Source organism: Segetibacter sp. 3557_3 (assembly GCF_004354985.1).
In the GTDB taxonomy this organism is placed as follows: domain Bacteria; phylum Bacteroidota; class Bacteroidia; order Chitinophagales; family Chitinophagaceae; genus Segetibacter.
In genome coordinates this window covers 1,209,145-1,235,065 of the sequence record NZ_SMSK01000001.1, presented here as the reverse complement: position 1 = coordinate 1,235,065, position 25,921 = coordinate 1,209,145, and the positions used below count along the sequence as shown (strand labels likewise).

The 25,921-nt window shown below is 45.3% G+C and carries 14 protein-coding genes; 7 read left to right on the top strand and 7 right to left on the bottom strand.

Annotated elements, in window-relative coordinates; all coding sequences use genetic code 11:
- Positions 1 to 575 precede the first annotated feature (575 nt).
- Together EXU57_RS04440 and EXU57_RS04435 are read left to right on the top strand one after the other, a co-directional pair.
- Entirely contained in the window at positions 576 to 3,935 is a 3,360-nt protein-coding gene (locus EXU57_RS04440) for a VCBS repeat-containing protein (RefSeq protein ID WP_243745498.1), read from the top strand.
- A 3-nt stretch (positions 3,936 to 3,938) separates the two neighbouring features.
- Positions 3,939 to 7,310 carry a VCBS repeat-containing protein gene (locus EXU57_RS04435; protein ID WP_243745497.1) on the top strand — a complete coding sequence of 1,124 codons (3,372 nt, stop codon included), beginning with the start codon at positions 3,939 to 3,941 and terminating at the stop codon, positions 7,308 to 7,310.
- A gap of 46 nt (positions 7,311 to 7,356) precedes the next feature.
- Here EXU57_RS04435 and EXU57_RS04430 read toward each other — a convergent pair whose 3' ends face one another.
- Positions 7,357 to 8,277, bottom strand: coding sequence for a hypothetical protein (locus tag EXU57_RS04430; RefSeq protein WP_133266932.1), 921 nt, complete (start codon positions 8,275 to 8,277; stop codon positions 7,357 to 7,359).
- A gap of 164 nt (positions 8,278 to 8,441) precedes the next feature.
- Positions 8,442 to 10,205, bottom strand: coding sequence for a T9SS type A sorting domain-containing protein (locus tag EXU57_RS04425; RefSeq protein ID WP_133266931.1), 1,764 nt, complete (start codon positions 10,203 to 10,205; stop codon positions 8,442 to 8,444).
- Positions 10,206 to 10,610: 405 nt separating this feature from the next.
- Here EXU57_RS04425 and EXU57_RS04420 point away from each other — a divergent pair, with 405 nt between their 5' ends.
- The 4 genes from EXU57_RS04420 to EXU57_RS04405 all read left to right on the top strand — a co-directional run bounded on the left by EXU57_RS04420 (position 10,611) and on the right by EXU57_RS04405 (position 16,157).
- On the top strand, positions 10,611 to 12,635 hold the full coding sequence (locus EXU57_RS04420) for a glycoside hydrolase family 65 protein (RefSeq protein WP_133266930.1): 2,025 nt from the start codon (positions 10,611 to 10,613) through the stop codon (positions 12,633 to 12,635).
- A gap of 463 nt (positions 12,636 to 13,098) precedes the next feature.
- Positions 13,099 to 13,668 carry a hypothetical protein gene (locus EXU57_RS04415; RefSeq protein ID WP_133266929.1) on the top strand — a complete coding sequence of 190 codons (570 nt, stop codon included), beginning with the start codon at positions 13,099 to 13,101 and terminating at the stop codon, positions 13,666 to 13,668.
- 188 nt (positions 13,669 to 13,856) lie between these two features.
- Positions 13,857 to 15,047 (top strand): vanadium-dependent haloperoxidase, encoded by a 1,191-nt coding sequence (locus tag EXU57_RS04410; RefSeq protein ID WP_243745496.1) that lies wholly within the window; start codon positions 13,857 to 13,859, stop codon positions 15,045 to 15,047.
- Positions 15,048 to 15,071: 24 nt separating this feature from the next.
- Entirely contained in the window at positions 15,072 to 16,157 is a 1,086-nt protein-coding gene (locus EXU57_RS04405) for a hypothetical protein (RefSeq protein ID WP_133266927.1), read from the top strand.
- A 477-nt stretch (positions 16,158 to 16,634) separates the two neighbouring features.
- On the opposite strand, the gene EXU57_RS04400 is transcribed toward EXU57_RS04405, so the two are convergent.
- The 4 genes from EXU57_RS04400 to EXU57_RS04385 all read right to left on the bottom strand — a co-directional run bounded on the left by EXU57_RS04400 (position 16,635) and on the right by EXU57_RS04385 (position 24,026).
- On the bottom strand, positions 16,635 to 18,620 hold the full coding sequence (locus tag EXU57_RS04400; protein ID WP_165958028.1) for a hypothetical protein: 1,986 nt from the start codon (positions 18,618 to 18,620) through the stop codon (positions 16,635 to 16,637).
- A gap of 92 nt (positions 18,621 to 18,712) precedes the next feature.
- Entirely contained in the window at positions 18,713 to 19,696 is a 984-nt protein-coding gene (locus EXU57_RS04395; RefSeq protein ID WP_133266925.1) for an AAA family ATPase, read from the bottom strand.
- 1 nt (position 19,697) lies between these two features.
- A complete protein-coding gene (locus EXU57_RS04390) occupies positions 19,698 to 22,322 on the bottom strand; it encodes a transglutaminase domain-containing protein (RefSeq protein WP_133266924.1) in 2,625 nt (874 codons plus the stop codon).
- A 354-nt stretch (positions 22,323 to 22,676) separates the two neighbouring features.
- On the bottom strand, positions 22,677 to 24,026 hold the full coding sequence (locus EXU57_RS04385; protein ID WP_133266923.1) for a hypothetical protein: 1,350 nt from the start codon (positions 24,024 to 24,026) through the stop codon (positions 22,677 to 22,679).
- Between the two features lie 122 nt (positions 24,027 to 24,148).
- On the opposite strand from EXU57_RS04385, the gene EXU57_RS04380 reads away from it, so the two are divergent.
- The gene (locus EXU57_RS04380) at positions 24,149 to 25,048 is read left to right on the top strand and encodes a class I SAM-dependent methyltransferase (RefSeq protein WP_133266922.1); all 900 of its coding nucleotides are present in this window, start codon (positions 24,149 to 24,151) and stop codon (positions 25,046 to 25,048) included.
- 60 nt (positions 25,049 to 25,108) lie between these two features.
- On the opposite strand, the gene EXU57_RS04375 is transcribed toward EXU57_RS04380, so the two are convergent.
- Complete coding sequence (locus EXU57_RS04375; protein WP_133266921.1) at positions 25,109 to 25,912, bottom strand: glutaminyl-peptide cyclotransferase; 804 nt, start codon at positions 25,910 to 25,912, stop codon at positions 25,109 to 25,111.
- Between the last annotated feature and the right edge of the window lie 9 nt (positions 25,913 to 25,921).

The window sequence follows — 25,921 nt, the reverse complement described above, 5'->3', positions numbered from 1 at the left end:
TTACTCTTCTATAGGACCTCTAACGGTCAATTTGAAACTCAAAAAGCTGTCAGAACCACACTCTTGTTTGAAGTAAGCATTCAATTTGCGTAACGGTCTTAATTGCAAAGGGTTTTTGGGTTTACAAATTACCCCAAAGTTGCAATCCAGGAAACATCAGCGTGCTTATAAGGACACTCTTGTACGATTGGGAGTAGCTGGGCAAACAAATTACAATCGGCTTAACTAAACGACATTGAATGGTGTATAGTTACCTGCGAATGCCACGGGATGCACAACTTTACCTATGCAGGCTTTTGGCTTTTCCCCAATCGATACGGCTACAGACGGGACGCTCACGGGTGGCTCAACTATTTAAGTCTTCTTCCCGGCATTAACATTTGAGAGCTGCCATAGCCCGGAGAATGCATCTGGGTAAAGAACGGTGCGTCGCCCAAGTGCCTGGAACTATCTACGGGCTATAGTTCACGCCTTCAATTTCGAAAAACTAAATTCTAGACATTGATTTACCTATCTTCAAACGGAGAACCTGTTTACAACCATAGCCTGGTAAAGCGAATTGTTTTATGCCTTGTATGAGAGACTGCTTTCGTTATTTTTTCGGCGGCCTTGTTGCAATACTATTTGCGGCATGTCGCAATCCATCGAAAAAAGAGCCCCTGTTTTCATTATTGGAAAATACCGGCATAAGCTTTTCCAATAACGTGCAGGACGGACCGAAAGAAAACAGTTTTCTTTTCCGTAATTTCTACAATGGCGGAGGTGTTGGCACAGGCGACATTAACAACGATGGACTTGCCGATGTACTGTTTACCTCTAACATGGGGGAGAACAAGTTGTACCTGAATAAGGGTGATTTTCGTTTTGATGATATTACTGCAAGTTCGGGGTTGCGACAAGATAGCCTTTGGAATACCGGGATCAGTTTCGCAGATATAAACCACGACGGTTGGCTGGACCTATACATATGTAGTTCGGGGCACATGTCTACCGGTAAAAGAAAAAACAAACTTTACATCAATAACCGGGATCTTACTTTTACAGAATCTGCTTCGCAGTATGGGCTGGATATTAGTGCATATGCAACCCAGGCTTCGTTTTTTGATTATGACCGGGACGGTGACCTCGACATGTTTTTAATTAACAACAGCCCAATACCCGTAAACCAACTTGGGTATTCCAATAGACGCGACCTTTTTGAAGCAGAATGGCCGGTTGCCGACTTCCTGAAAGGCGGAGGGGATCACCTTTACCGAAACGATGATGACCACTTTACCGAAGTCACCAAAGAGGCGGGTATTCATGGTAGTTTAATCAGTTTTGGACTAGGTGTATCAGTAGCAGATGTAAATGGCGATCACTGGCCCGACGTATATGTATCCAATGATTCTTACGAACGGGATTACCTGTACATCAACCAGCAAAACGGAACGTTTAAAGACGAAGCTGAGCAATGGATTCAGCATACCAGTTTCTCATCGATGGGAACAGATATTGTCGATGTAAACAACGACGGCTATCCCGATATGTTTACAACAGACATGTTGCCGTACGACGACTATCGACTAAAAACAACAGGCTCATTTGATAACATCGACCTATACCGGAGCAAATTCAATGCTGGCTTTTACCACCAGTTTGTGCAAAACTGCCTTCAACTCAATAACGGAAATGGTAAGTTTTCCGACATCGCTTTTTTTAGTGGTGTTCAGGCTACCGATTGGAGCTGGGGCGCGTTGATGTTTGATGCGGACAATGATGGTTGGAACGACATCCTTGTTTGCAATGGTGTTGCCCGGGACGTCACAAACCTCGACTTCATGGATTTTTTTGCAAACGAGGTAAATCAAAAAATGGTGCTTACCGGTAAAAAAGAAAGCGTTGAAGAGTTGCTCAAAAAAATACCACTTACGCCTTTGCCCAATAAAGCATACCGCAATAATAGAGACCTTAAGTTTATCTCAAGTGAGGTGGATTGGGGACTCGATAAACCGTGTTTTTCGAATGGTGCCGCTTATGCCGACCTCGACAATGATGGCGATTATGACCTTATCATCAACAACATCAATGAGCAATCATTTATTTATCGCAACAACTCGCAACAGCTCAAACAAGCCAACTACATCAGTCTTGTGCTGGAAGGGTCGGGCAAGAATACATTTGCAATTGGAAGCCAGGTAAAGGTTTATGCCGGCGAACAGCTGTTTTGTCGCGAATTAATACCATGCCGGGGTTTTCAGTCGTCTGTCGACTACAAACAGGTTATTGGGCTTGGCGCGATAAAGGATATAGATTCTGTAGTAATAACCTGGCCGGATGCAACAACATCTGTATATCCTAAAACGGGGATCAACAAAACTTTGAAAATACAGCAATCAAAAATGTCGAGCCCGGCATTCAGCACGCCCTCGAAAGCTGATCCCTTGTTTACCGCTGTAAGCAACTTTTTTGAAAAACATGTCGAAGACAACTACACCGACTTCTACGCTGAGCGTGAAATTCCGGAAGTGCTCTCAAGGGAAGGACCAAGAGCCGCCGTTGGTGACGTAGACGGAGATCAGCTTGACGATGTTTATATCTGTGGGGCTGCGGGGCAGGGTGGTACCCTATACCTGCAAAATGCAAATGGGTCATTCCGCAAAAAACCAACAACGGACTTTACAACCTACCAGGACTTTGAAGACGTGACCTCGCTTTTTTTCGACAGCGATAAAGATGGCGACCAGGATTTGTTTGTTGGCTCGGGTGGAAACAAACATAGCTCGGAAAGCAGAGAACTACAAAATCGTTTATATAAAAATGATGGCCGAGGGAACTTTAAGATTGATGTGAATGCGCTTCCAAACAGTGGTATGAACAACGGGGTTGTTGTAGCCAATGACATTGACGAAGATGGTGACCAGGACCTGTTCATTGGAAGCAGGAGTACCCCCCAGATATATGGACTGACCCCGCAGAGTTACCTGCTTATGAATAATGGTGATGGGACCTTTATCGATCAAACATTGAACATGAACAAAGAGCTGGCGTTTGCTGGCATGATCACCGGGGCATGTTTTGCAGATGTTTGGGGAAACAGTGGCAAAGAACTGGTGCTAACCGGTGAATGGATGGCACCGCGTGTATTTAGTTTTACCGGCGGCCGTTATATTGAGGTGCCCACCGCATTGGGTAAGCTTCATGGATGGTGGCAATGCGTTTCTGCAGCCGACCTCGATGGAGATGGTAAGGATGATCTTGTGTTCGGAAATATTGGTGAGAACTTTTACCTGTGCCCCAATGAATCCAATCCGGTTAAGTTGTGGATAGCCGATTTTGACCATAACGGTTCAGTTGACAAGATTATTACCAGGTCGATCAACGGAAAAGATATGCCCGTTTTTTTGAAGAGAGACATGGAGGACCAGATCCCATACCTCAAGAAGCTTGCTTTAAAGCACCAGGACTTTGCGGTGAAGTCCATCCAGCAACTATTTCCACCTGCTGATCTTGAAAAGGCTGTTGTAAAAATTTTCAACTACCCATCATCATGCGTAGCGCTAAACCGGGGAAATGCAACTTTTGAAATCAGTAAATTACCCCCGGCTGTACAGTTCTCTTCGGTTAACGCGATCCTTGTAAAAAACATCAATAACGATCAGCTTCCTGACCTCGTTATTGGAGGCAATAACTTTAACTTTCTTCCACAATTTTGCAGGCTCGATGCAAGTTTTGGAGACGTTTTAGTGAATGCCGGTAAAGGCAGGTTTGAAGTTATGCATCCGGCAGTTTCCGGGATTGAGATCAGGGGTGTAGTGCGCGAAATTAAACAGGTTGATACCCGGTCGGCCAGCTTACTCCTCATTCTGCAAAATGACAATAAACCCGTTGTTTACAAAATTCCAACATATCCCTTTTCGAATTCGCCTGCTAAACGGGTGCAAAAAAAAAGTTGATTGATGCACCTGCCCAATTTGCTGACCCTTGTGCTTTACAGCTGGTTACTTGCAGTCGTCCTTTCTTGCAATGGCTGTCGCCCCGAAACCCCTGTTCATACCATGTTCAAGGTGTTGCCCGCAGAGCGGACCGGGCTAAACTTTGTCAACAAGCTTACGCCTCATGCCGAGTTCAACATGTTTAATTACATGTATTACTACAACGGGGCTGGTGTGGGCGCCGGCGACTTTAATAATGACGGCCTGATCGACCTCTTTTTCGCTTCAAACCAGTCTGCTGATAAACTGTACCTAAACAATGGAAACCTGGTGTTCCGCGATGAGACCATTAAGGCGAAAATTCCTGCTGACTCCGGGTGGTCAACAGGTGTGTCTGTTGTTGACATCAACAACGATGGATTACTTGACATCTATGTTTGCCGGGTTGGCAACTACGAATCGCTACGCAGCAAAAACCAGCTACTTGTTTGTCAGGGCATAAGTGCAGATCATATACCCTGGTATAAAGATGAGGCTAATAGGTATGGGCTTGATTTTTCGGGATTCAGTACCCAGTCTGTTTTTCTTGACTATGATATGGATGGTGATCTCGACATGTTCCTTTTGAACCATTCTGTTCACCAGAACGGATCGTTTGCTGAGCGCAAAAACTTCATGGGCACTTACAGTCCCCTTTCAGGTGATCGTTTATACCGCAACGAGTATACGTCATCACTAAAGGCCGGAAAACTTCATGCGGCCTCTTTTACGGATGTGACAAAACAATCCGGAATCAACAGCACTGCCATCAGCTATGGGTTAGGAGCTGTAGCATCCGACATCGACCTGGATGGCTATCCCGATATGTATGTCGGCAACGATTTTCATGAAAATGATTACCTGTACATAAACCAACACGACGGTACTTTCAATGACGAGTCATCTAACCGGCTCATGCACACCAGCCAGTATAGCATGGGGGTTGATGCGGCAGACATCAACAATGATGGACATCCCGAGATCATATCGATGGATATGTTGCCTTCCGACCCTTATATACTAAAACGCTCGTTGGGAGAAGACGATTACAACATATTCAACCTTAAGCTGAGTTTTGGCTATCAATACCAGTACACCAGGAACAACCTGCAACTTAACCGTGGAAATGGTATGTTCAGCGAAGTAGGACTTTATGCCGGGGTGTATGCCACCGACTGGTCGTGGGCGCCCCTGTTTATGGATTTTGACAATGACGGCTATAAGGACCTGTTTATTTCAAACGGTATACCCAAGCGATTAAACGATATCGATTACATTAATTATTTGTCGAACGTTGAAGTCCAGGAAAAAATCCGCTCGAACCGGTTACAGGAAAAAGACATGAGCCTGATCAATAAATTTCCACAGATCAAAATACCCAATAAGTTCTACCGGAACGTCCAACACGCATCTTTCCGTGATGTTGGGGTGGAGGTAGAAGGAAACGTTGGGACTTATTCAAATGGATCGATTTACGCCGACCTGGACAACGATGGCGATCTTGATATTGTTGTAAACAACATTGATGAACCGGCGATGGTTTACGAAAACAAAACTGCTGTAAACCCGGCAAACGACTACCTCGAAATCAAGCTCAAAGGTCCACCAACAAACCTGAATGCCATTGGCGCAAAAGTGTTGGTCTATGCCGGTGGTGGTGTTCGCACCTATGAGAAGTACCCGGTGCACGGCTTTCAGTCAAGTATGGAAATACCACTTTTCATCGGACTTTCAGGAACCCGGGTTGACTCCATGCTGCTCATCTGGCCCGACAATACTTACCAGCCAATTACAACTTCAACAGAGGGGAAACGGGTAGCAATGTCATTCAAACCAGGCCTACCTGTGTTCGACTATGCGCGCGTTAAAAACTCTCATATAGTTGCACCTGTTATTGCTACAGATATTACAACAGCAACAGGGATAGATTATTTGCATACGGAAAACGCCTTCAATGAATTTGATCGTGAGCCACTGATTCCTCATATGATATCCCGTGAAGGACCTGCCCTGGCGGTTGCGGATATAAACCACGATGGTCTTGATGATGTTTTTATTGGCGCCGCTAAAACTTACAAGTCAGCCGTATTTCTCCAGGACAGCAAGAGCCGTTTTAAAAAGATAATACAACCTGAACTCGAACAGGATAGCATGTTTGAGTTTACTGATGCCATTTGGGTTGATGTAAACAAGGATACTCATCCCGACCTCGTGCTGGCTTGTGGGGGAAACGAATATTTCGGCCAGGAAGATCAGCGATCCCCATCTGTCTTTATCAACGATGGCCAGGGCAAACTTTCTAAATTACCCAACGCATTCCCTGGAATTTTTTTAACCGCTTCGTGTGTGACCGCAAACGATTTCAATAACGATGGAAGTCCTGACCTTTTTGTGGGCGGACGAAGTGTGCCCTGGAACTATGGTGAAAAACCGTATTCTTATTTGCTGCAAAATGATGGTACGGGTCACTTTATTGATGTCACCCAACAGCTTGCACCCGGCTTGGCAAACCCGGGGTTTGTTACCAGCGCTCAATGGATTGACATTGATAAAGACAAACGGGCTGATCTGCTGCTTTCCCTGGAATGGGGAGGCATAATCGCCTACCTGGATAAGGGTGGAAAATTTATTCCGGCAACAATTACGGACTTATCAGGATGGTGGAACTTCGTGCTGCCTGTTGATATTGATAAAGATGGTGATACCGATTTTGTAGCCGGTAACCTGGGTCTGAATAGCCGGCTTCATGCCGGCAAGGAAACGCCGGTACAATTGTACTTCAACGATTTTGATGACAATGGTAAAAATGATCAGCTGCTGACGTATTATCTGGATGGACGGGAAATTCCGTTTGCCGGCAAAGACGAGTTACAAAAGCAAATGCCTTTTCTTAAAAAAAGGTTCTTGTATGCTGAAGACTTTGCAAAAACATCACTGACAGATATATTTTCTTCCACCAAATTGGCGCAAGCTAAACGTCTCACTGCAAATTATTTTGCAAATGCAATACTTATAAACGATGGCAAGTTAAATTTTAACATACAGCCATTACCATGGCAGGCCCAACTCTCCACCTACCGCGACGCTGCCGTTATCGATGCTAATGGCGATGCTTACCCTGATATACTGCTCGGAGGTAATTTCTATGGCAACACGGCCCAGACAGGAAGGTATGATGCCGATTTTGGTTCCGTGCTGGTTAATGATGGTACCGGACAATTCAGGCATTCAAATTTACCGGGGCTCGCAATTAAAGGGGAGATCAGAAAAATAAGAGCACTTAATATTGGAAAGAAATCCGCTTACGTGCTGGCGCGAAACAACGATAGTACAATGGTCATTAGCATAACCAGGTAATTAAAAAAGTTTGTTACATATTTTCCTTAGCATATTAAGTCTACAACTAAGGAATATAAGGCGGGTAATAAACTTTTAATTTTACGTGCTGACTGTCCATTGCATTTCTCGGTTCAACCATAAATTTCTCGTAAGGAACGGCAACCTGCGAAATGTTATGATCCTTCATATACCTTAACATCGCCTGGTGAATGCGACCGACATGGACGTAGTCTCCCTCATATTCGCCCACAACGATGTGCGCTTTTGGCATCTTCATCATTTCAATTGGCGGCCGAACAAGAACCCTCTTCTCAATCGACAAACCTGCCATCACAAAAGTGGTATCATTTCTAGATGAATCAACATAAAACATCTTTTCGGCTTTGCCGGTGTATCCTGCTGTAGTAAGTGCCCGTTGTAGCGCACCAGATAATGCCCTTAAACAACTTGAGATTGCAGGTTTCGAACAAGCCATTCTATTTACAACTATCAGGGTGTCTTCTACCGGTACAACCCTGATGTTGTAACCATAGTATTTATCAGGATCCTCTACGTGACTTTTTAAGCTGTTTAAACAGGATTGTATACTTGTCCTAGTTCCGAAGAAAGCCCCCAGTTTTTCTCCTGCCAGGTTTCTGAATGAACTATTCACCTGCCACGAAACTGCCGTAGTAGCCTCGTTCAGCGGGTGGACGCTAATGGTATGAAGAATCCCTTGTTTATTGTTTGATAGCTGTAAACCCAGCGCTTCCTTCCGTTGCAAAACATAACGGTCTTGAATAGTCACCAATAAGGTGTTGTCGATGCTTTTAATAGCAGCGGGGTCTGGCCACCATATCCGCCAGTGATGAAGATCGTTAAGCAGGTATTGAACTTTCTCGTATGAGCCTTCTATTATAATTGAACGGGTTTGCGAGACCGGGATAGGTAAAAAGTATATGATCACAAGGATGATCAGGAAAGCAATCGGCAATTTTAATTTCATAAAAGAAAGGCGGATGTTATCCTGTACTACTGGGGCATACTATAAAGCCGGGTCATTTACAAATGTATGCATTCAGCTGTGATGCGCCGGATCTCTACTCAGGCGACAACAAAGCTGATCCGCGACAGTGAGCAGGATTAGGCCAATGTCGGCATAAACTTACCTTACCTGATCACCAGTTTTTGAACAGTAACTGCTCCATTTACGTCAATGGCTCTTAGAAAATAGCTTCCTGGAGGCAACGCGGAGATGTTCAGCTTTTGATTACCCTCCGGTTGTAATTGTAATACGAGTTTGCCGGTGTTGTCCAGTATCTGTGCTTTTTTAAGTTGCCTGCCGGTTACCCGGATAAAGTCTTTTGCGGGATTTGGACTGATTGTAAATCGTTGTTTACCGAGGCGAACGGTATTGGTAGGCGAGTAGGTTACGCTGCTATCTTTATCGGTCATTTTGAGCCGGTAGTGTACAACTGCTCCATCGGGCAACGTCGATACGGTATAATCTGTAAACTCGTACTGTGAAGACCCGCGTTGCGCAAGTACCCTTCCAAGGTCTGAAAAATTGATACCATTGGTACTTCGTTGTATGATGGTGTGCGAGGTATGCATTTCGGCCGCTGTGCTCCATTTACAATCAACATAAATCCCGTTCAAGACGCTGACAAAGTTCACAAGTACAAGTGGTAAAGCCTGCGCATCTTTGCGGAAGGCCGCTACAACAAAGTTATTTGAGCCCCAGCCGGCAGCATAGATCCGCGAACCTTGTATCCTTACGGTTTCAATCAAATCATGCTGGGCCGACATGGACATGTGTACAACACCGTTGACTCCAAAGGTGGGGTCAAGATTACCCTCCGGATGATACCTTGCCAGAACAAAATCAAACTGCGTTCCGCCATACCCGCCCGCAACTATTTTGCCGTCACTCTGTATATCGATGCTGGAGATAATTGCGTTTGCGGTTACTGCACGGGTTGTCGTTTTCCCGTCCACATCAAAACTCAGGTCAGGACTACCATCCGGGTTATATCTGGCTAAGGCAAACTCGTTTACACTATTGCCGAGGTAATTGAAGCCAGCGGCAACGATTTTTCCGTCGGCGAGAACTGCCAGGTCATTAATGTAGGCACCGCTGCCAGCAAAATCTGTAATTACAACGCCATCGTCGTCGAAACTCGAGTCAGGAACACCAGCCGTGGTATACCTAATTATTCCGAAGTTCAAAGTTTCATTTGCAGCGATGTGACCGCCAACGAGAATCTTACCGTCACTTTGTATTTCCAGGGTTCGCGCCTGATCTGTGCCCAGGGATGTTGTCGTCATTCCATTAACACCAAAGCTGGAGTCCGGGCTTCCGTTTTGATTAAATCGTGCCGTGAACATCGAGACTGTGTTAGGTGTGGTAACTCCTGCGATAACGATCTTTCCATCCGACTGTATCGCAACATCATACGCTACTCTTCCCCTCAATGTATGCGGAGGTGCAATAATTCCGTCCGAGTCAAACATTGAGTCAAGCGTTCCGTTAGGATTGTATCTTGCCAATGCGATTTCGTTTGACAGTAAGTTGTTGGAAAAACCGGCTGCAACAATTTTTCCGTCTGTTTGGATCGCGAGGCCAAGTATTACGTCGCCGTATTGAGTAATTGGGGTAGACACCGTTCCATTCCCATTAAATGTTTGATCAAGGCTTCCATCGGTATTGTACCGGGCAAGGCCAAAGTCCTCACTATTGTTAACAATAACTCGCCCTCCAACGACTAACTTACCATCCGCTTGTATAGCCATCGCATTTCCAAAAGAACCCGTTCCTATCCTGGTTTGTACAACCCCGCCAACTCCAAAGGTCGGGTCAAGGGTACCTGGTTGTGCAATAGCAGTGGTCCGGCTAAACAGGAGCACGATAGTAAATAAGTATAATTTATTCATGGGTCAGTTTTTTAATGAGTTAACCAGCGATTAAGGGCTGTAACGATAACGACAATCAGCAAAATGGCACTTTATTCTGAACTATAAATGCAGCTTTTTCTATTAGAAAGTTAACATAATCCAACACCCTACGGCCAGTATAATTACCAGTTTATTAAACTTACTGTAGCTGACTTGCCCATACAAATAATACGATCGCTAAACCTGCCTTGTATTGCATCTTGCTCTTGTACCAACTTTAATGTTCCGCCGTATTCATATGAGCTGTTGCAACTTATCAAGCAGGTACGCCCAAACCCCTAAACACAAAGATTTACATTCATACATTCCCTCTAAATGCGAGGGACTTTGATCACGACGCTTTATCTTCAATGTGATTCCCTCCGCTCCAAAAAAAACTTGCTTATGAAAAAGTTTTTTCTCCTGTTCATTATTTCAAGTAATGTAGCTGCCCAGTCGCCGGATCCCTGGAAAATCACTGCCCCAAGTATTGACGCTGCCAACTACCACGGGATCACTGCAGCAAATGGCATGATTGGTATTGTATCTTCACCCGAACCCTTGCAGGTAAAGGATGTTGTTCTTGCGGGGGCCTACGATCTTTACGGGCGTGGAAGGGTAAGTAATTTCCTCCGGAGTTTCAACTTGCTGAATGCCTGGCTTGAAATCGATGGTCAACGTATAAACCGAAGCAACACAACAAACCTGCAACAGCAACTTGATATGCGGCATGCCGCATTCACTTCCTCTTTTTCGGCGGCAAATGCCTCCGTAACTTACACCTACTACTCGCTGCGGCACCTTCCCTTTACAGTATTGATGGATGTTACGGTTGAAGCCAATAAGGCTATCACCATTACAGGTGCAAGTGTCATGGAAGCACCCGATGCGCTTAAAGAAGTTCAGAACTATTACAACGAAATCGACCGGCCACATACCACCATCAGCCTGCTGACCTCAAGTGCAAGGAGTCCAACAGGCAAATTGCTGATGTGCGCGTCCAATACATTCATGTTTTCTGAGCCGCATGGCAATGAACCCAGGATCATTCATGAGATGTGGGACAATAATATGCACCTGGTAAAGTTTACGCGTAAGCTTAAAGCAGGCGAGCGATATACCTTTTCGATTGTAGGGTCATCAATTACCTCTGCTCATCATGATGATCCCCTCAACGAAGCGGAACGTATGACCATCTACGCAAAACTCCAGGGTAGGGAAAGGCTGATCAACTTTCACAACGCCGCCTGGGACAACCTTTGGAAGAGTGATATCACCATTGATGGCGATGCGCAAACACAACACGATGTACACAGTATGTTGTATCACCTTTATTCGTTTGTACGCGAGGGTACGTCCTTGAGTCCCTCGCCTATGGGGCTTTCGGGGCTCGGCTACAATGGTCATGTATTTTGGGATACCGAATTATGGATGTATCCTGCCGTACTTGTACTTCATCCCGACATGGCTAAGAGTATGATTGAGTATCGTTACCAGCGCCTTGAAGCAGCGCGGCGTAATGCTTTCAATCGTGGTTATAAGGGCGCAATGTTCCCATGGGAGAGTGCTGAAAGCGGGGTAGAAGAAACACCCGTTTGGGCGCTGAGTGGTCCGTTCGAGCACCACATCACAGCATGTGTTGCCATTGCAGCCTGGAACTACTATTGCGTTTCGCAGGATAAAACATGGCTCCGCGAAAAGGGTTGGCCAATACTTTCTGCTACGGCTGATTTTTGGGCAAGCAGGGTCGAAAGAAATGGGCATGGTAAATACGATATCCGCAATGTTGTTGCTGCCGATGAATGGGCCGAAAATGTAGATAACAACGCATTTACAAATGCAGCGGCAAAGGCAAACCTGCAATTCGCAGCACTTGCCGCAGCAGTTCTAGGTATCGGGCCAAATGCGGATTGGGAGTTGGTGTCCAAAAACATTCCGATACTTCAACTCCCCGACGGAACAACCCGCGAGCATGCAACCTACAATGGCGAGGGTATAAAGCAGGCAGATGTAAACCTGCTTGCATACCCGTTAAAAGAAGTTATTAATCCAACCCGTATCCGGCAAGACCTTGAATATTATGAAAAAAGGGTTCCGCACGAGGGCACCCCGGCCATGACACAAGCGGTGTTTGCGCTACTTTATGCAAGACTTGGCAATGGCGAAAAAGCACTCCATTGGTTTAAAGACGGCTATTTGCCAAACCTGCTTCCCCCGTTCCGGGTAATCGCTGAAACGAGGGGTGGAACCAACCCTTATTTTGCGACCGGTGCCGGTGGAATGCTGCAAGCTATGTTAATGGGCTTTGGCGGCCTGGAGATTACACCTAAAGGTATTGTACAAGTAAAATCAAAGTTGCCCGCAGCATGGAAAAGCATTACGATAACAGGGGTAGGTATCGATAAAAAGACATTCAGCATAAAAAACTAATACAACAGAAGACGTATGCCGAACATGACCAAAAGTCTTTGGTAGCCGGCGGGATAGCCCTGATTGGACTTTGGTGGCGACGCTCCGTTCAAATATCGATCGCTCTTCAACGCGTTTCCCGATACGTTGCGTGTTTAAAATTTGAAACCAAAGTCATTTAGTTAAGCGGCTTATGAAGTCGAGGCTGCTTTAAGTAACTGCAATACTCGCATGCGAGCCGCCAGGGTGTTAGTGCGCTTGAAACGATTTGCAATAAGATTAATCCTGTTGGGTCAAAAAGAACGCACTTCAATAAACAGCCTTGATCTTAGATCATCACGACAATGTAGCGTGTGTAAACATGCTTTGAAATCCTGTTGTATTCCATAAATCATTTAAACGGTGTATCACTTCCAGGCAAAGCCGGTTGTCTGCGTGATATTTTACTTCAAACAAAATAGTCGTATATTGTATACCAATTCTAATGATTGTGCGAAAAGTCGCTCCAGCTCTACTTGCCTGCATCATGCTTTTTAATACCATAGGGTACAGGCTGTTTGTTTCCTGCCTTCAAAACCACAATGATCAACAACTGGAGATAAAATTTGACAACAGCAATTACGATGATGAGTCACTCGTTGAAATCAAAATACCAGTCAATTTACCTTACCAGATCAACCGGCCGGAATATGAACGTTTTGATGGCGAAATTGAAGTTGACGGAATCCTGTACAAGTACGTAAAGCGGAAAGTGGAAAATGATACTTTGTTCCTGCAATGTATTCCCAACACCGCAAAAATGAACCTCACTATTGCTGTAAACAAGCTATTCAAATCCACAGCGGGCCTTGACGATCCCGGTGTGCCGATGGGTGCAAAATCTGCCATTGTAGTAAAAAAATTATTTACAGAATACGACGATAGCCTCTTTAGCTACCGAAGTATTCGCCAGTCAACTCCGGCACTTGCACATGCTCTCGCGTCGTGTTCAACGGGCCTGGCTTCAAGACCGCACACCTCCCCTGAACAGCCCCCGGAACAACCCTCTGCCTGATCCGGTACTCCCCATAGGTGCACCAGCGGTGCACAATCTTCAACTTATTGTTTTATATGAGATTATTATACCTGTGCTTTACTGCACTTGTTGTGTTGTGTGCCTGCAATTCTAAATCTGACTACAAAGCCGTCTTTAGCAACCCGGAACTATATTCAAAAACTGTTCATGCGTTAAATACAGTTGTCATGGGCAATAACTTCAGCCCGATTGTAGCATCACGCAATTACCTGTACGCAAATATCGCTGCCTATGAAGTGATAGCTGCGGGCTATCCACAACAGTACAATTCGCTTGCGACAATGATACGCGAACTTCCGGATATGCCAAAAGCCCCGAAGGATGAAATCAACTATGAGTTTGCGGCGCTACTTGCATTTTGTAAGCTGGGTGAAACGGTTACGTTTCCTGAAGGCAGTATGCAACAATATACCGACACCTTGAAGATTACTGCACGCGAGCATGGCATGCCAAAAGCAGTGGTTAATGGGTCTGTTGAGTTTGCCGACAGCATTGCTGCTGTTATCCTGCGCTGGTCGAAAAAAGACAACTACGCGCAAACCAGGAGTGCCGAACGATACACCGTTACAGATGAAGAAGGCCGATGGATTCCAACCCCTCCGGCTTATACATCAGCAATGGAACCGCACTGGAACAAGATCAGGACCCTCGTTATGGATAGCGCCAGGCAATTTTTTCCACCCCCGCCGATTAAGTTCAATATCAAGGATACGAACAGCGCATACTACAAGCAGGTTATTACCTCGAAGCGTACCATAGAAAACCTTACTGAAGAGCAAAAACATATTGCCGAGTTTTGGGACGATAATCCGTTCAAGCTGAATGTATCGGGGCACCTGATGTATGGCACAAAAAAGTTTTCACCTCCGGGGCATTGGATGAGCATCGTTGGAATCGCCTCTAAAACGGCGAGGGCTGATTTCGCGACTACCGTATATGCTTATGCAAAAACGAGCATCGCCCTATTTGAGGCGTTCATCCAATGTTGGGATGCGAAATATTGCTACAACACTGCGCGCCCTGAAACGATTATCAACAAATACATCGATCCTTCGTGGCAACCATTTTTGCAGACACCCCCGTTTCCCGAATACACGTGCGGACATTCAACTTGTTCGTCGGCAGCAGCCGAAGCACTGACCAGTGTGTATGGCGACAACTTTGCCTACACTGATACTTCCGAACTTGAATTTGGAATTAAGAGCCGCTCGTTTAGTTCATTCAGGCAGGCAGCCGACGAAAACAATTGGGCGAGATTTTATGGCGGCATTCACTTCCATCCAACATGCGTGGTTAGCAGCGACTACGGCAAAAGAGTTGGCGCGCTCGTGGTAGAAAAGCTCCGCATGAAAAAATAATCCTTCATTTTCAACCTAACTAACATGCAATCAAATCTAATTACATCATTACTCATAGTATCCTTAATTGCAAGCGTACATACCGGCTATGCGCAGGGTTGTGTAGCCATCCGCAATGGAGGTAGTTCTTGTACAAATCAAGCCGGCGTCAGCCATGAAAAAGGTTGGCAGTTTTCAACAAATTACCGGTACTTCAAATCGTTCAGGCACTATCGTGAAAACCACGAAGAAAAAGAACGCGTTGAAAAGGGTAGCGATGTACGTAACTACTCCAATTTTCTGGACCTGACTTTAGTAAGAAACATCAATAGCCGCTGGGCTGTTGCGGTTAATGTGCCCATGTCTGCTACTACCCGTACTTCGTTATACGAACACGATGGCAGGACCCGCCACAGCACATCATCTGTTGGATTAGGCGACATCCGGGTTGCAGCATATCGATGGCTTGTTGACCCAACAAAGATGACCCGGTTCAATATGCAGCTTGGCCTCGGTATCAAGTTCGCCACAGGCGATTACCGCTACCAGGATCTTTTTTACCGCAACGACAGCACAAAAGTACTTGCCCCGGTCGACCAGTCGATACAGCTGGGCGACGGAGGAACAGGACTTACCACGGAAGCCAATCTTTATTATAATTTCTCAAACAAACTAAGCCTGTATGGAAACTTTTATTACCTGGTAAACCCGCGGGAACAAAATGGAACATCCACGGCCCGTGGTGCCACGCCAAGTGCAGCCAACATTGCAAACGGAAGTTTTGTAATGAGTGTTCCAGACCAGTACATGATCCGCCTTGGTGTAAATGCAAAGTTCAAGAACTTGAATGCGTCCCTTGGGGTAAGAGATGAATGTATTCCGGTGCACGACCTTATTGGTGGAAGTAACGGTTTCAGAAGACCGGGTTATATCATTTCGGCTGAACCCGGGCTGAACTACAATTTTAAAACATTTACGGCTTATGCCTATGTACCGGTTGCGCTCGTGCGCGACAGAACCCAAAGTGTACCAGATAAAATCAGGAGCAATCTAACCGGTACGCGCACTGTTGGAGATGCTGCATTTGCAGATTACAGTATAAACCTGGGACTCGCATTTCGTTTTCAATAACCCCAACAGTCAAATGAATTAGTACAGTCTGTTGAGTTGCCTTTTGCTGTTCCCAGTCTTACCGACATGAGGCAACGCTTTCTATTATAATGGCGGCAGGTATGAGCTGCCGCCATTATAATATCTTAGTCGGAAATTCGTTAACTCCGTCAACAAACCCCCAACCAATCAACTTTTCAACTTTCTTCCTTAATACCACAATACCCAATACCTTCATACCAACCCCAACCAATCAACTTATCAACCAATCAACCTTTCAACTTTCTTCCTTAATACCTTAGTACCTCAATACCACAATACCCAATACCTTCATACCAACCCCAACCAATCAACTTATCAACCGATCAACTTTTCAACTTTCTTCCTTAATACCATATACCCAATACCTCAATACCAACCCTCAACCAATCAACTTATCAACCAATCAACTTTTCAACTTTCTTCCTTAATACCTCAATACCCAAAACCCAACCTCCCTCACGACCCCTCCTGTTTCTCGTATACCAGCGCACCACCTTTACCAAATAGCCGTAAGGCGATTTCTTTGCCTGCCCCTTCCGTTTGTTTAAAGATCATCTTTTGATCGTTTACGATGTTTTTGCCGGTAGCACTGTTTACATTGATGGTAACCTCATATTTGTCACCTTTTTTCTCGAAGCTGATGTCGGCAACCGGTTGGCTAACTGCCGCATCGTCGCCCCAACGGATATTACACTTTCTTAATTCTTTAAGCACATCCTGCGTATTATCGTCGTTTACCCCGGAGGTAGTTAACAGCATGTTCATTTTTAAGCCGGAAAAGGGAAGTAGCTGAGGGTATTCTTCAAGTAAGGTATTGCTGTAAAATCCAAAGTTTTTCTTGTTTCGGCTATAGCCTTTTGCAAGACCTTCATACAGCCGGCCGAGAAACAGCTTTTCGTTACTGGTATCAAGCGTAACTTCTTTGATCATATCGTCGTAGCCTTTCATAGCATCGTCTTCATCACCATCCTGCCATTGCATCTGGTAGGTCAGTAACCGGAAATATCGGTTAAGGTTAGGGCGATTATCGTTCTTCTGATAACCCTGGTATTTTTTAATGAAGAAAGCAGGGCTGAAGTCTTTAATCAGGAAAGCTGCTTCATCGAACGTAGTGGTACTTTCGGCGCAAAAAAGATCGTATACCACACGGCCGCGCTCAGGATTAGCGGACAGTTGGTTGATCAGAACATATTGCAGCATCATCTTTTCCATCTTTAACGAAGCCAGGTTGTACAACGAAGATGGAGAATACCACCATCCTTTGTTTAAGAAGCTCACCAGTGCCATTTTACGTTCAATTACCTGCAACCGCAGCAGGTTGATGGTAAAATCGTACTGACTTTGGGTGAGTGTTGTGCCAATGTGCAACTCTTTAAATGCAGCGGCTTTATTGATGGCCATCTCTGCGCTATCGAGTTGCCCGTCGTACAGGTAGCTTCTTCCCAGCGAAATGTTGTACCAGCCAAACCCCGGGGTTGAACCTGAATATTCAATGGCATCTTTAGAGGTGGTCATGGCTTCCTTTGTACGCCCGGCATACACATCGAGCATGGGGAGGTAATAATAAGGCTCCTTTAAAAGTTTGTTGCTGCCGAACTTAAAGCGGTCCTTGTTGATAAAGTCGTAGGCAAGCGCAAAACTGCCCACTTCGTGTTTCATGTTGCCATAGTTGTTCCAGGAAACCCCGCCGCCTTCCGCCATCCGCTGGTAGTAGTATTCGCTACTGTCGTAGTTCTTGTTATAGCAATGCAGCAGGGCAAGGTAGTGGTAAACATTCTGCCTGTCAGACTCAGACTGGTCAGGACCAAACCATACGTCGTTCACAGAACGGTTGCGCTCGATTCGTGCAAACGCCTCGTAGCAGTAAGCAAAAGCCATCTGCTCATTTGCTTCGACTGAGTTCTTTAGAAAGGGAAATTTTTCGGATGTAAAAAAGCGGTTACGGTGGTATGTCCAGGCTTTTGTTGTGGTTGTAAACAGGTGATTTTTCGGAAAGTTGTAGCTGTCGATCCTGTCTAACACCCACATCACACTATCGGGCATTTCAAGGTTATCGTAGCACTCCCGAAGGCTGTTAGCAATTTGCAGCAGGTCGGCATACTTGTTTACAAACTGCATGTAAACCTGGGGCGCACTAAACAAGGTTTTCATGTCCCTGCCATAGTCTTTTTGAAAAAGTGCAAAAGCTTTCCTCAGCGGGGGTATCGCATTGCGGTAACCCAGGTAATCGCTGCTTTTATCTACTTTGTAGCTGCCTTCGAACATATAGCCTACATAATAGGTACTGTCAAGCCGTATAAACTCCCGGCTCCTTGGCAAAGCATCTTTATCAGTTGGGTTAACCCCTGCTCGTTTTGCATCGATTTCGTAGCGTTTTGCTGCATTTGGCTGGGCAACTACCGTATTGCAGAAACAGGCAACAATGGCATACACCAATGCCATTAACCTTAATGTAAGTTGATAACGCGTGCCCATGTTTATTCTTGCCTGACTTGTGTTTGTTATGGATGATTAATACGAATTGTCCATTCCGGCTAGGCGGTAATCTTCATCTTGCCAAGCCGGTCCATTTCTTTGTCGAGTATAGCATTTAGTCCTTTTGCTTTTGCGTCACGGTTCCTGAAGATCAGCCTGTGATCAAGTACAGCAGGGGTGATTAGTTGTACATCGTCTTCGGTAACAAACGTGCGACCGTTTACCAGGGCAAATGCTTTAAGGCACTTTAAAAAAGTAATCCCGCTTCTTGTTGAAGCACCCAATACAATGTCCGGATGCCGCCGGGTGTCCCAAACGATGTTGCGCACCGCTTTCACAATCTCTTCGTGAATAAAGACCTTTTCGGTTTGCGACTGAAGAAATAAGATTTCCTCCATGCTTAAAACCTGGTGTATATGTTCCAGGTTATCTGCAATACCGAGGTAGTTGTTGTAGATGGATAGTTCAGTCTCTTCGTCAACGTACCCAAATATGATCTTGATAAAAAAGCGGTCCAGCTGAGCCGCGGGCAGGGGATAGGTGCCTTCCATCTCAACCGGGTTTTGGGTAGCAATGGTAAAAAACAACTGTTCCAGTTTATAAGTCGAATCGCCCATAGTGATCTGGTGTTCGGCCATACACTCGAGCAAAGCAGACTGCACCTTCGGAGAGGCACGATTAATCTCATCAGCAAGGAGCACGTTACAAAAGAGCGGTCCTTTTTTAAAGATGAACTCTTTCTTAACATCGTCGAAAATGTGTGAGCCGATCAGGTCCATTGGCAGGAGGTCGGGGGTAAACTGGATCCGCTTAAAGTTTACGCCACCATCCTGGGTACGGCCGGCGATACTTTGGGCCAGTGTTTTCGCCATAACTGTTTTGCCCGTACCGGGGTTATCTTCCATCAGGATATGACCCTTTGCGAGCAGGGCGGTCAGTATAAATTGTATTTGTGTACGCTTACCCTTGATAACGGTCTCAATGTTATCGACCAGCCGCTGAATGTTCGTAAGTGCCTGGTCGATCTGAATCTCCTGTTCCATGCTAGGTTAGTTTTGGTTTGGTAAAGTAGTGTAGCGTATTGTATATGTTCAAGAAGCGACTCACCCTTGTTTTAAATGGTACCCTTGCTTTGATCGCGGTTATAAAGCCGGGGTAAAATTCGCGAACCAGGTTTTCTTCGGCCGGTGTTAAAGGCACCTTGCTGTACTTCAATTTTTGGTACACGTTTGAAAAACCCGCGAAGCTGGTTCCAAAACGGTTGTCCGTTTCATTGGCGTACTGTGTTGGACTTTTGTTATCGCGTGGCATTCCCAATTGGTTCAGGTAATACATTCCCGCATTGTAAATGTTGTACGCCTTATTACGGGGGTCCGCACTTGTTTTTGCCTTGGCATTCAGGTATTGCCAGATTAACCATGGCAACGAGAACAGGACCACAACGAAACCGCCGATAATCGCAAGGGATATCCAAAGCAGGCGTACCCAGTCGACCGGCTTTGATACGGAAGATGCAAGTGATGACTTCTGCTTTTTCTCCTGTTCGGTTTCCATGATCTTGATTTCGTCGATCGGTGCGGGTACAGGTATCTTTTTCAGAATTGATCCAAAACTGTCCGTCGGCTCGGGTGTCCGATCCTTGAAAATTTCAGCGTAAGAAACCGCGACGATATTGGTACCCTTTTTTATGTCGGAAAGTTTTGCTGCCCCCGTGTCTTTTGTAACTGTTGCTACCGATACATCCAACAATACTTCAGGCGGTGTTGTCGCGGGAAAATTTTGGTCGTGGTACAACACCTTGTTCACCTTCATCGTAACCCGTTTTGCAATTGTATCAACGGTAAGCGCAGTGCCGTCGGCAACCAGGTAAGCCTTTTGCGTATTCATTGGCGGGGTGCCATCCGGCTGAGGCGATTGTTGTGTGTTTGCGTCAGGAACGGTAGTGTCGAAATCTATCCATCCGTAACCCGGAAAATACAGCTGTACCCATGCATGTGCCTGGTCGGCATAAAACCAATACCATCCCGGGTTTTTGCTGCTCCGGTCGACCGTTAAGAATCCTGCTGCGATACGCGACGGGATACCTAACGCACGCAATAAAAACAAAGTTGCACCTGCATAATAGGCGCAATAGCCTTTCCGGTTTTCAAAAAGAAAATAGTTTAGCTTGTTTGCACTCGGCAGTCCGGGTATGCCGGGATTGTCGCTGTATTTAAAGAGTGGCTGGCCAAATTCGTCCTTTCCCAAAAAGTAATCCCGGATAGCGATCATCTTGTCCACTTCTGTTTTCGCGTCTTTTGTAATCTCGAGCGCAAGGTCACGAATACGGTTGTACTCGGCATCGTGCGGCATAAACGTAAAGTAATCGATAAACTTTTTATCCAGTCCATCGTAACTGCCGGCACCGCGGAGTTTCTCAAAGCGCACTTGCTGGAAATCGCTGAGCTGTTGATTTCCTGCGGGATTATAAATGAAGTAGGCGCTATTCAGATCACTAACCCACATCTTTGCCTTATAAGCGCTTTTGTAAAGGCTTTTATATTCATTTTCAACCGGGATCGGTTGGCAAAAGAAGGCTGTTGATGGTGCTATAAACTCATCGGGTGAAAGGATGACTTTGTACACGTCGGCTGTTACGACTTTTCGGTTCAGTGGCGCATTCGTGTTTTTGATTACTGTTGAATCCGACTTTGCAAAGTAGAGCGGGATACGGGAAGGATTTGGCGCAAACAAATCATTGTAAGGCATTTTGTCGTCGGTTTCGAACGTTTGTGTAAGCGTATCGAAACGGGTATAATAAGTTGAAGTAAAATAAAGCGGGTTGGGTGTTTTTCCATCCGTAAAGTAGTTGTCGAGTTTGGCGACAAAAACAAGTCGCTTATCCTTCGACAGCGAGCTTGTTAAACGGGTTTGATCTTTATTGCTTATAGAACCGTCACGGTTCTCTTTTGTCATGCTCTCTTTTCCGCCTTTATCATTATTGCTTTTGCCATTTACTCCACCCCAATCGGTTTCGATTGCTTTGAAGTCTTTCTGGAAAATCAGCAGCAGGCTAAGCAATACCAGCCCCGCGAGTAGTAGAAAACCGGCCAGCCGTTTTGTAATAAACCAGGCTACGCCCTGCTCATCTTCGTTCATATTACGGATGAGTTCCGCAGTATAGATGATGTAAAAACAATAAACCAGCACAGGTGCGAATGCAAGTATGAGCCGGGCAGCGGTGATGTCGACCATTTTACTGACCACGATAATCTGCATAGCCAGCAGGAAAACAGACCAGAAAATGGTAAAGTACCTTGATCGGGAAAATCCGTAACCTGCTATCCACGCCGTGGAAAACAGGAAAGTGAATATGAGGAACTGCACCGAAACAAAAAAGGCATCGAACTCACCCACCGTTATTCGTCCCAGTAATTTGTAAGCAATGAAGTATAATAAAAACAAGAGGGCAGCAGTGGTTACAAACCTGAACCGGTAGCTATAAAAAATAATGGCAGTAATTATGCCTGCCGCGAAATACCAGCCCTGAACAAACCATTCATTACGCAGGACTGCATAATACTGGTTTACGTTCCATAATAAATAAAAAGCGAGCGCTATTGTGGGCAATGCCAGCAAAAACAATTGCGCGATCACTTTTTTCCAGCTATGAACCTTTCCTATTTGCATTAAGTTGAAACAAGTTTAGTGTTTGCAGGTTTCGCCTGCATTTATTAATTCTCTTTTTCGGTGCATTTTTGAAGCAGAACCTCAAAAATGCAGTTTGTACGGTTTGTGCAATCGTCGCCAAACCTAATTGTTACCGGGCTTACCCCCTTTATATAACACTTAGTTCTGCACTGACCGTATCTCTTACGCTATATAATGGCGATGTTCACTATTGTGGTCTTACTTTGCCGCTATGAAAAACAACCTTTGAACCGAGCGTGGCAACGATGTAAAATCAGAGCTATACTGCCGGTCCCCAAAAAAAAACCGTGGTTGTTAAGCAGAATTTTAATAGCTGTTCGCTCGCCCCATTTGCTAAGAAACCACAGCATTCTGGTACTTGCCAATGATCTCTTCAATTACCCGCTCATTCTGCCTGACCCTGGCACGTAGTGGCGAGATGTTCCAGCCGATCCTGTACTTTTCGATATCATCTTTTTCGTGTTGAACGAAGAGCCATTGCACCCATGCAAGCGGGTTCTGGCTTTTTAAGCTATCGGTGAGTTTTACAAAAACAAAGCTGATATCGCGGCCATGCCGTTCCAGGATTTCCTGAACCTGTTGCGGGTCGCTCATTGAATGGATAACCACTACTGATGCGTCGCTTGTTTTGCAATAGGTTCGCAGTTCGTTGTTGGTTTGCCACTTGCTTGTGCTAATCCGGTATTTAACCGCCTGCTGCTCATCGGCGACATTTGGTGCCTGTTTTTCGTGGTCAGGAATAAAACGTACGTCAAATCCCCGTTTTACAAGATCCTGGTAAACGGTCCAGGTAAAAACTTTGAAATAGTTCAAAAAGGGCACTTCGGCGGCACCATTTCCATTAACGTTGAACGTGGTGAAGAAAGTAGCGTACAGGTATATGTGCGATGCATACGGATCCATAATCTCCGGGATACGTACCACAAGCTCCTTGTTTTTAGCATAAATCTTCCAAACAATCCTTCGAACATCATCGTTTCCTTCGAAGTTTTTATAGTTCAGGTATTCCCCTTCAACTTTTCTCAATTCTTCGATCCGGGTATTTGTTTCTTCCGTTTTCCTGGGAGCAACGTTAAGGTCATTCATCTTTCGGCCCGATGGCTGCGTAAAGAAGTGGCTGTTTGCCGGTAGGTCTACAGCAATCGAGAAAAACTGGAACACGTCTTCGAAGTATAATATGGCTTTTTGAACGTGGTATTCCTTTATTTGTGGCAGTGGCCAGTGATAAGTTCCTTCAAGCGTATTGTTGAAGAATTTCCTGCTGCTGTTTTCAAGAAGCGAAAACTTATCGGAAAAGTAGCTTTGGTCGTACTGCAAACGCAGTTTTATAAATCCAAATAACGGTTTAATCACCGGCTTCATAAATAGCCGGACGGTTTGTTTGTGTTGCAGTTCGCCTGCTTTATGATCGGCGCTGATTTTAAATACCACGTTGCCTTTTTTTCTGTTCCAGGTGAAATAAAAAAATGAGATCAGCACTGAAGCCAGGGCGAGCACCACAAGCACACCTGCAAACGCTAATGCAATTGTAAGCAGTAAACGGAAGATGTCGGAAAAGGCATCAGCATCTTCGCGAAGGTTACTGTTTAACCACTTATAAGCAACAAAGCCAGCTATTAGAAACAGCAGGAAATACAATGTGAAGGGGATGTAAAAACCTGACTTTCTAATTTGATTCTTCAAAGCTGGAATGCTCATCATTATTCTTTCGGGGCGTTAAGGTAAAGAAAGATGAAATGGTAGAAAAAACTGTTATACGGCCCACGGGATTTTTATAGAATTCTTTGCTTTTCTTTGTCGCCCGCATGTCTTCACATATCACCTACACCGCATGCCCGGCATGCAAGAGCAACCTGATCGCACCTGCACTCACCTGTAAGGATTTTACGGTAAGCAAAACGTTGTTCGAGGTTTGGCAATGCAACAGGTGCACCATCAGGTTTACCCAGCATGTTCCCGATTCAAATGCCATTGGCAAATACTACCAGTCTGAAGATTATGTTTCGCACAGTGAAACAAAGGAGGGCCTGGTAAATCGTTTATATCACCTTGTTCGAAACTATACCCTTAAAACGAAGCAGCAGCTGGTCAACCAGGTTAATCAGTCAGCAACCGGTTACCTGTTAGATGTAGGCGCCGGTACAGGTGCGTTTGCAAGGGTAATGAAAAAGGCAGGCTGGAGCGTAACCGGCCTGGAGCCCGATGTAAGTGCCAGAAAGAAGGCGTTGGATAATTATGGTATTACACTTGAACCACTCGATGCTTTGTATGATTTGCCATCAGCAAACGTGGATGTCATTACGATGTGGCACGTTCTTGAACACGTGCACGACCTGCATGGTTACCTGGCAAGATTTGGTGAACTGTTGCGCGAAAATGGTACACTGATCGTTGCCGTTCCGAACTATACCAGCAGCGATGGAAAACACTACGGCGAGTTTTGGGCAGCCTACGATGTTCCGCGTCACCTTTACCACTTTTCACCCGCAGGTATGAAAACACTCATGGCATCTCATGGGTTTAACGTAGTTGAAACCAGGCCAATGTGGTTCGACAGCTTTTACGTAAGTATGTTAAGTGAACGGTACAAGGGTAGGGGGAACCTGCCAGCAGCAATGTGGAACGGCCTGGTATCGAATAGCCGGGCAACCGGGGATGCCGAAAAATGCAGCTCGGTAATCTACATCATTAAAAAAGCAGGTTAATCCTTACAATGATTGCACCAACTCCCGGAGACCAGTCGCCTGAAAACCAGGATACCCCGCTTAAAACTTCATTTCAAACATTACCGGCCAGTTTTTGCCGGTAACAAGAAAGGTTTTGGTTTCGGGATTGTAAGCAATGCCATTCAGCACGTTGCCCCGGTTTGGATCCGGGGTTTCCTTTACTGCTTGTTCGAGAATACCAGAAAGGTCTACCCGACCAACAACGTTGCCCGTATTCGGATCAATCTTCACGATGTAGTTGGTGTTCCACAGGTTGGCGTAAATAAACCCGTCAACATACTCCAACTCATTAATGTTGGAAACAGGCCCGTTATTATCGGTAACGCCAACAGTTTTGATTAACCTGAACGTTGATGGGTCGCGGTAGTACAAGTTACTGCTGCCATCGGTAACAATAAGGTAGGTACTATCGGTTGTCATGCCCCAACCTTCGTTATCGTTGGTGAGGGTTTTTATTTGCTTAAAGGTCTTTGCATCGTAAACCAGTACCACTTTCTCCTGCCACGTCATCTGGTAAATGGTATCCCTCAAGACAGTTAGTCCTTCGCCGAAGTATTCATCTGCAAGCTTTAGTTCTTTTTCAGTCTTGCCTGAACCCGGATTGATTTTAAGCAGTTTACTAAAGCCCTTGTTTCCCGTGCTTTCGTATATCGATCCCTCGTACCATTGCAAACCTTCGGTAAATGAACTGGTATCATGGGGATGGGTGCCGAGCAGGTTATAGCTAATACTGGCAGGTGGGGGAGTTGGCGTATAGTTATTGTCATCTGATTGGCTGTCAACCTTATCGTTACATGAACTTATGATTAAAAGTAAAAATAAAACAGGGCTTAGCTTAAACATTGGTCGTGT

Bases quoted from the DNA above. Each gene is read 5' to 3' on its own strand.
- EXU57_RS04440 (WP_243745498.1), top strand. From the start codon at position 576: ATGAGAGACTGCTTTCGTTATTTTTTCGGCGGCCTTGTTGCAATACTA.
- EXU57_RS04435 (WP_243745497.1), top strand. From the start codon at position 3,939: ATGCACCTGCCCAATTTGCTGACCCTTGTGCTTTACAGCTGGTTACTT.
- EXU57_RS04430 (WP_133266932.1), bottom strand. From the start codon at position 8,277: ATGAAATTAAAATTGCCGATTGCTTTCCTGATCATCCTTGTGATCATA.
- EXU57_RS04425 (WP_133266931.1), bottom strand. From the start codon at position 10,205: ATGAATAAATTATACTTATTTACTATCGTGCTCCTGTTTAGCCGGACC.
- EXU57_RS04420 (WP_133266930.1), top strand. From the start codon at position 10,611: ATGAAAAAGTTTTTTCTCCTGTTCATTATTTCAAGTAATGTAGCTGCC.
- EXU57_RS04415 (WP_133266929.1), top strand. From the start codon at position 13,099: ATGATTGTGCGAAAAGTCGCTCCAGCTCTACTTGCCTGCATCATGCTT.
- EXU57_RS04410 (WP_243745496.1), top strand. From the start codon at position 13,857: ATGGGCAATAACTTCAGCCCGATTGTAGCATCACGCAATTACCTGTAC.
- EXU57_RS04405 (WP_133266927.1), top strand. From the start codon at position 15,072: ATGCAATCAAATCTAATTACATCATTACTCATAGTATCCTTAATTGCA.
- EXU57_RS04400 (WP_165958028.1), bottom strand. From the start codon at position 18,620: ATGGCATTGGTGTATGCCATTGTTGCCTGTTTCTGCAATACGGTAGTT.
- EXU57_RS04395 (WP_133266925.1), bottom strand. From the start codon at position 19,696: ATGGAACAGGAGATTCAGATCGACCAGGCACTTACGAACATTCAGCGG.
- EXU57_RS04390 (WP_133266924.1), bottom strand. From the start codon at position 22,322: ATGCAAATAGGAAAGGTTCATAGCTGGAAAAAAGTGATCGCGCAATTG.
- EXU57_RS04380 (WP_133266922.1), top strand. From the start codon at position 24,149: ATGTCTTCACATATCACCTACACCGCATGCCCGGCATGCAAGAGCAAC.
- EXU57_RS04375 (WP_133266921.1), bottom strand. From the start codon at position 25,912: ATGTTTAAGCTAAGCCCTGTTTTATTTTTACTTTTAATCATAAGTTCA.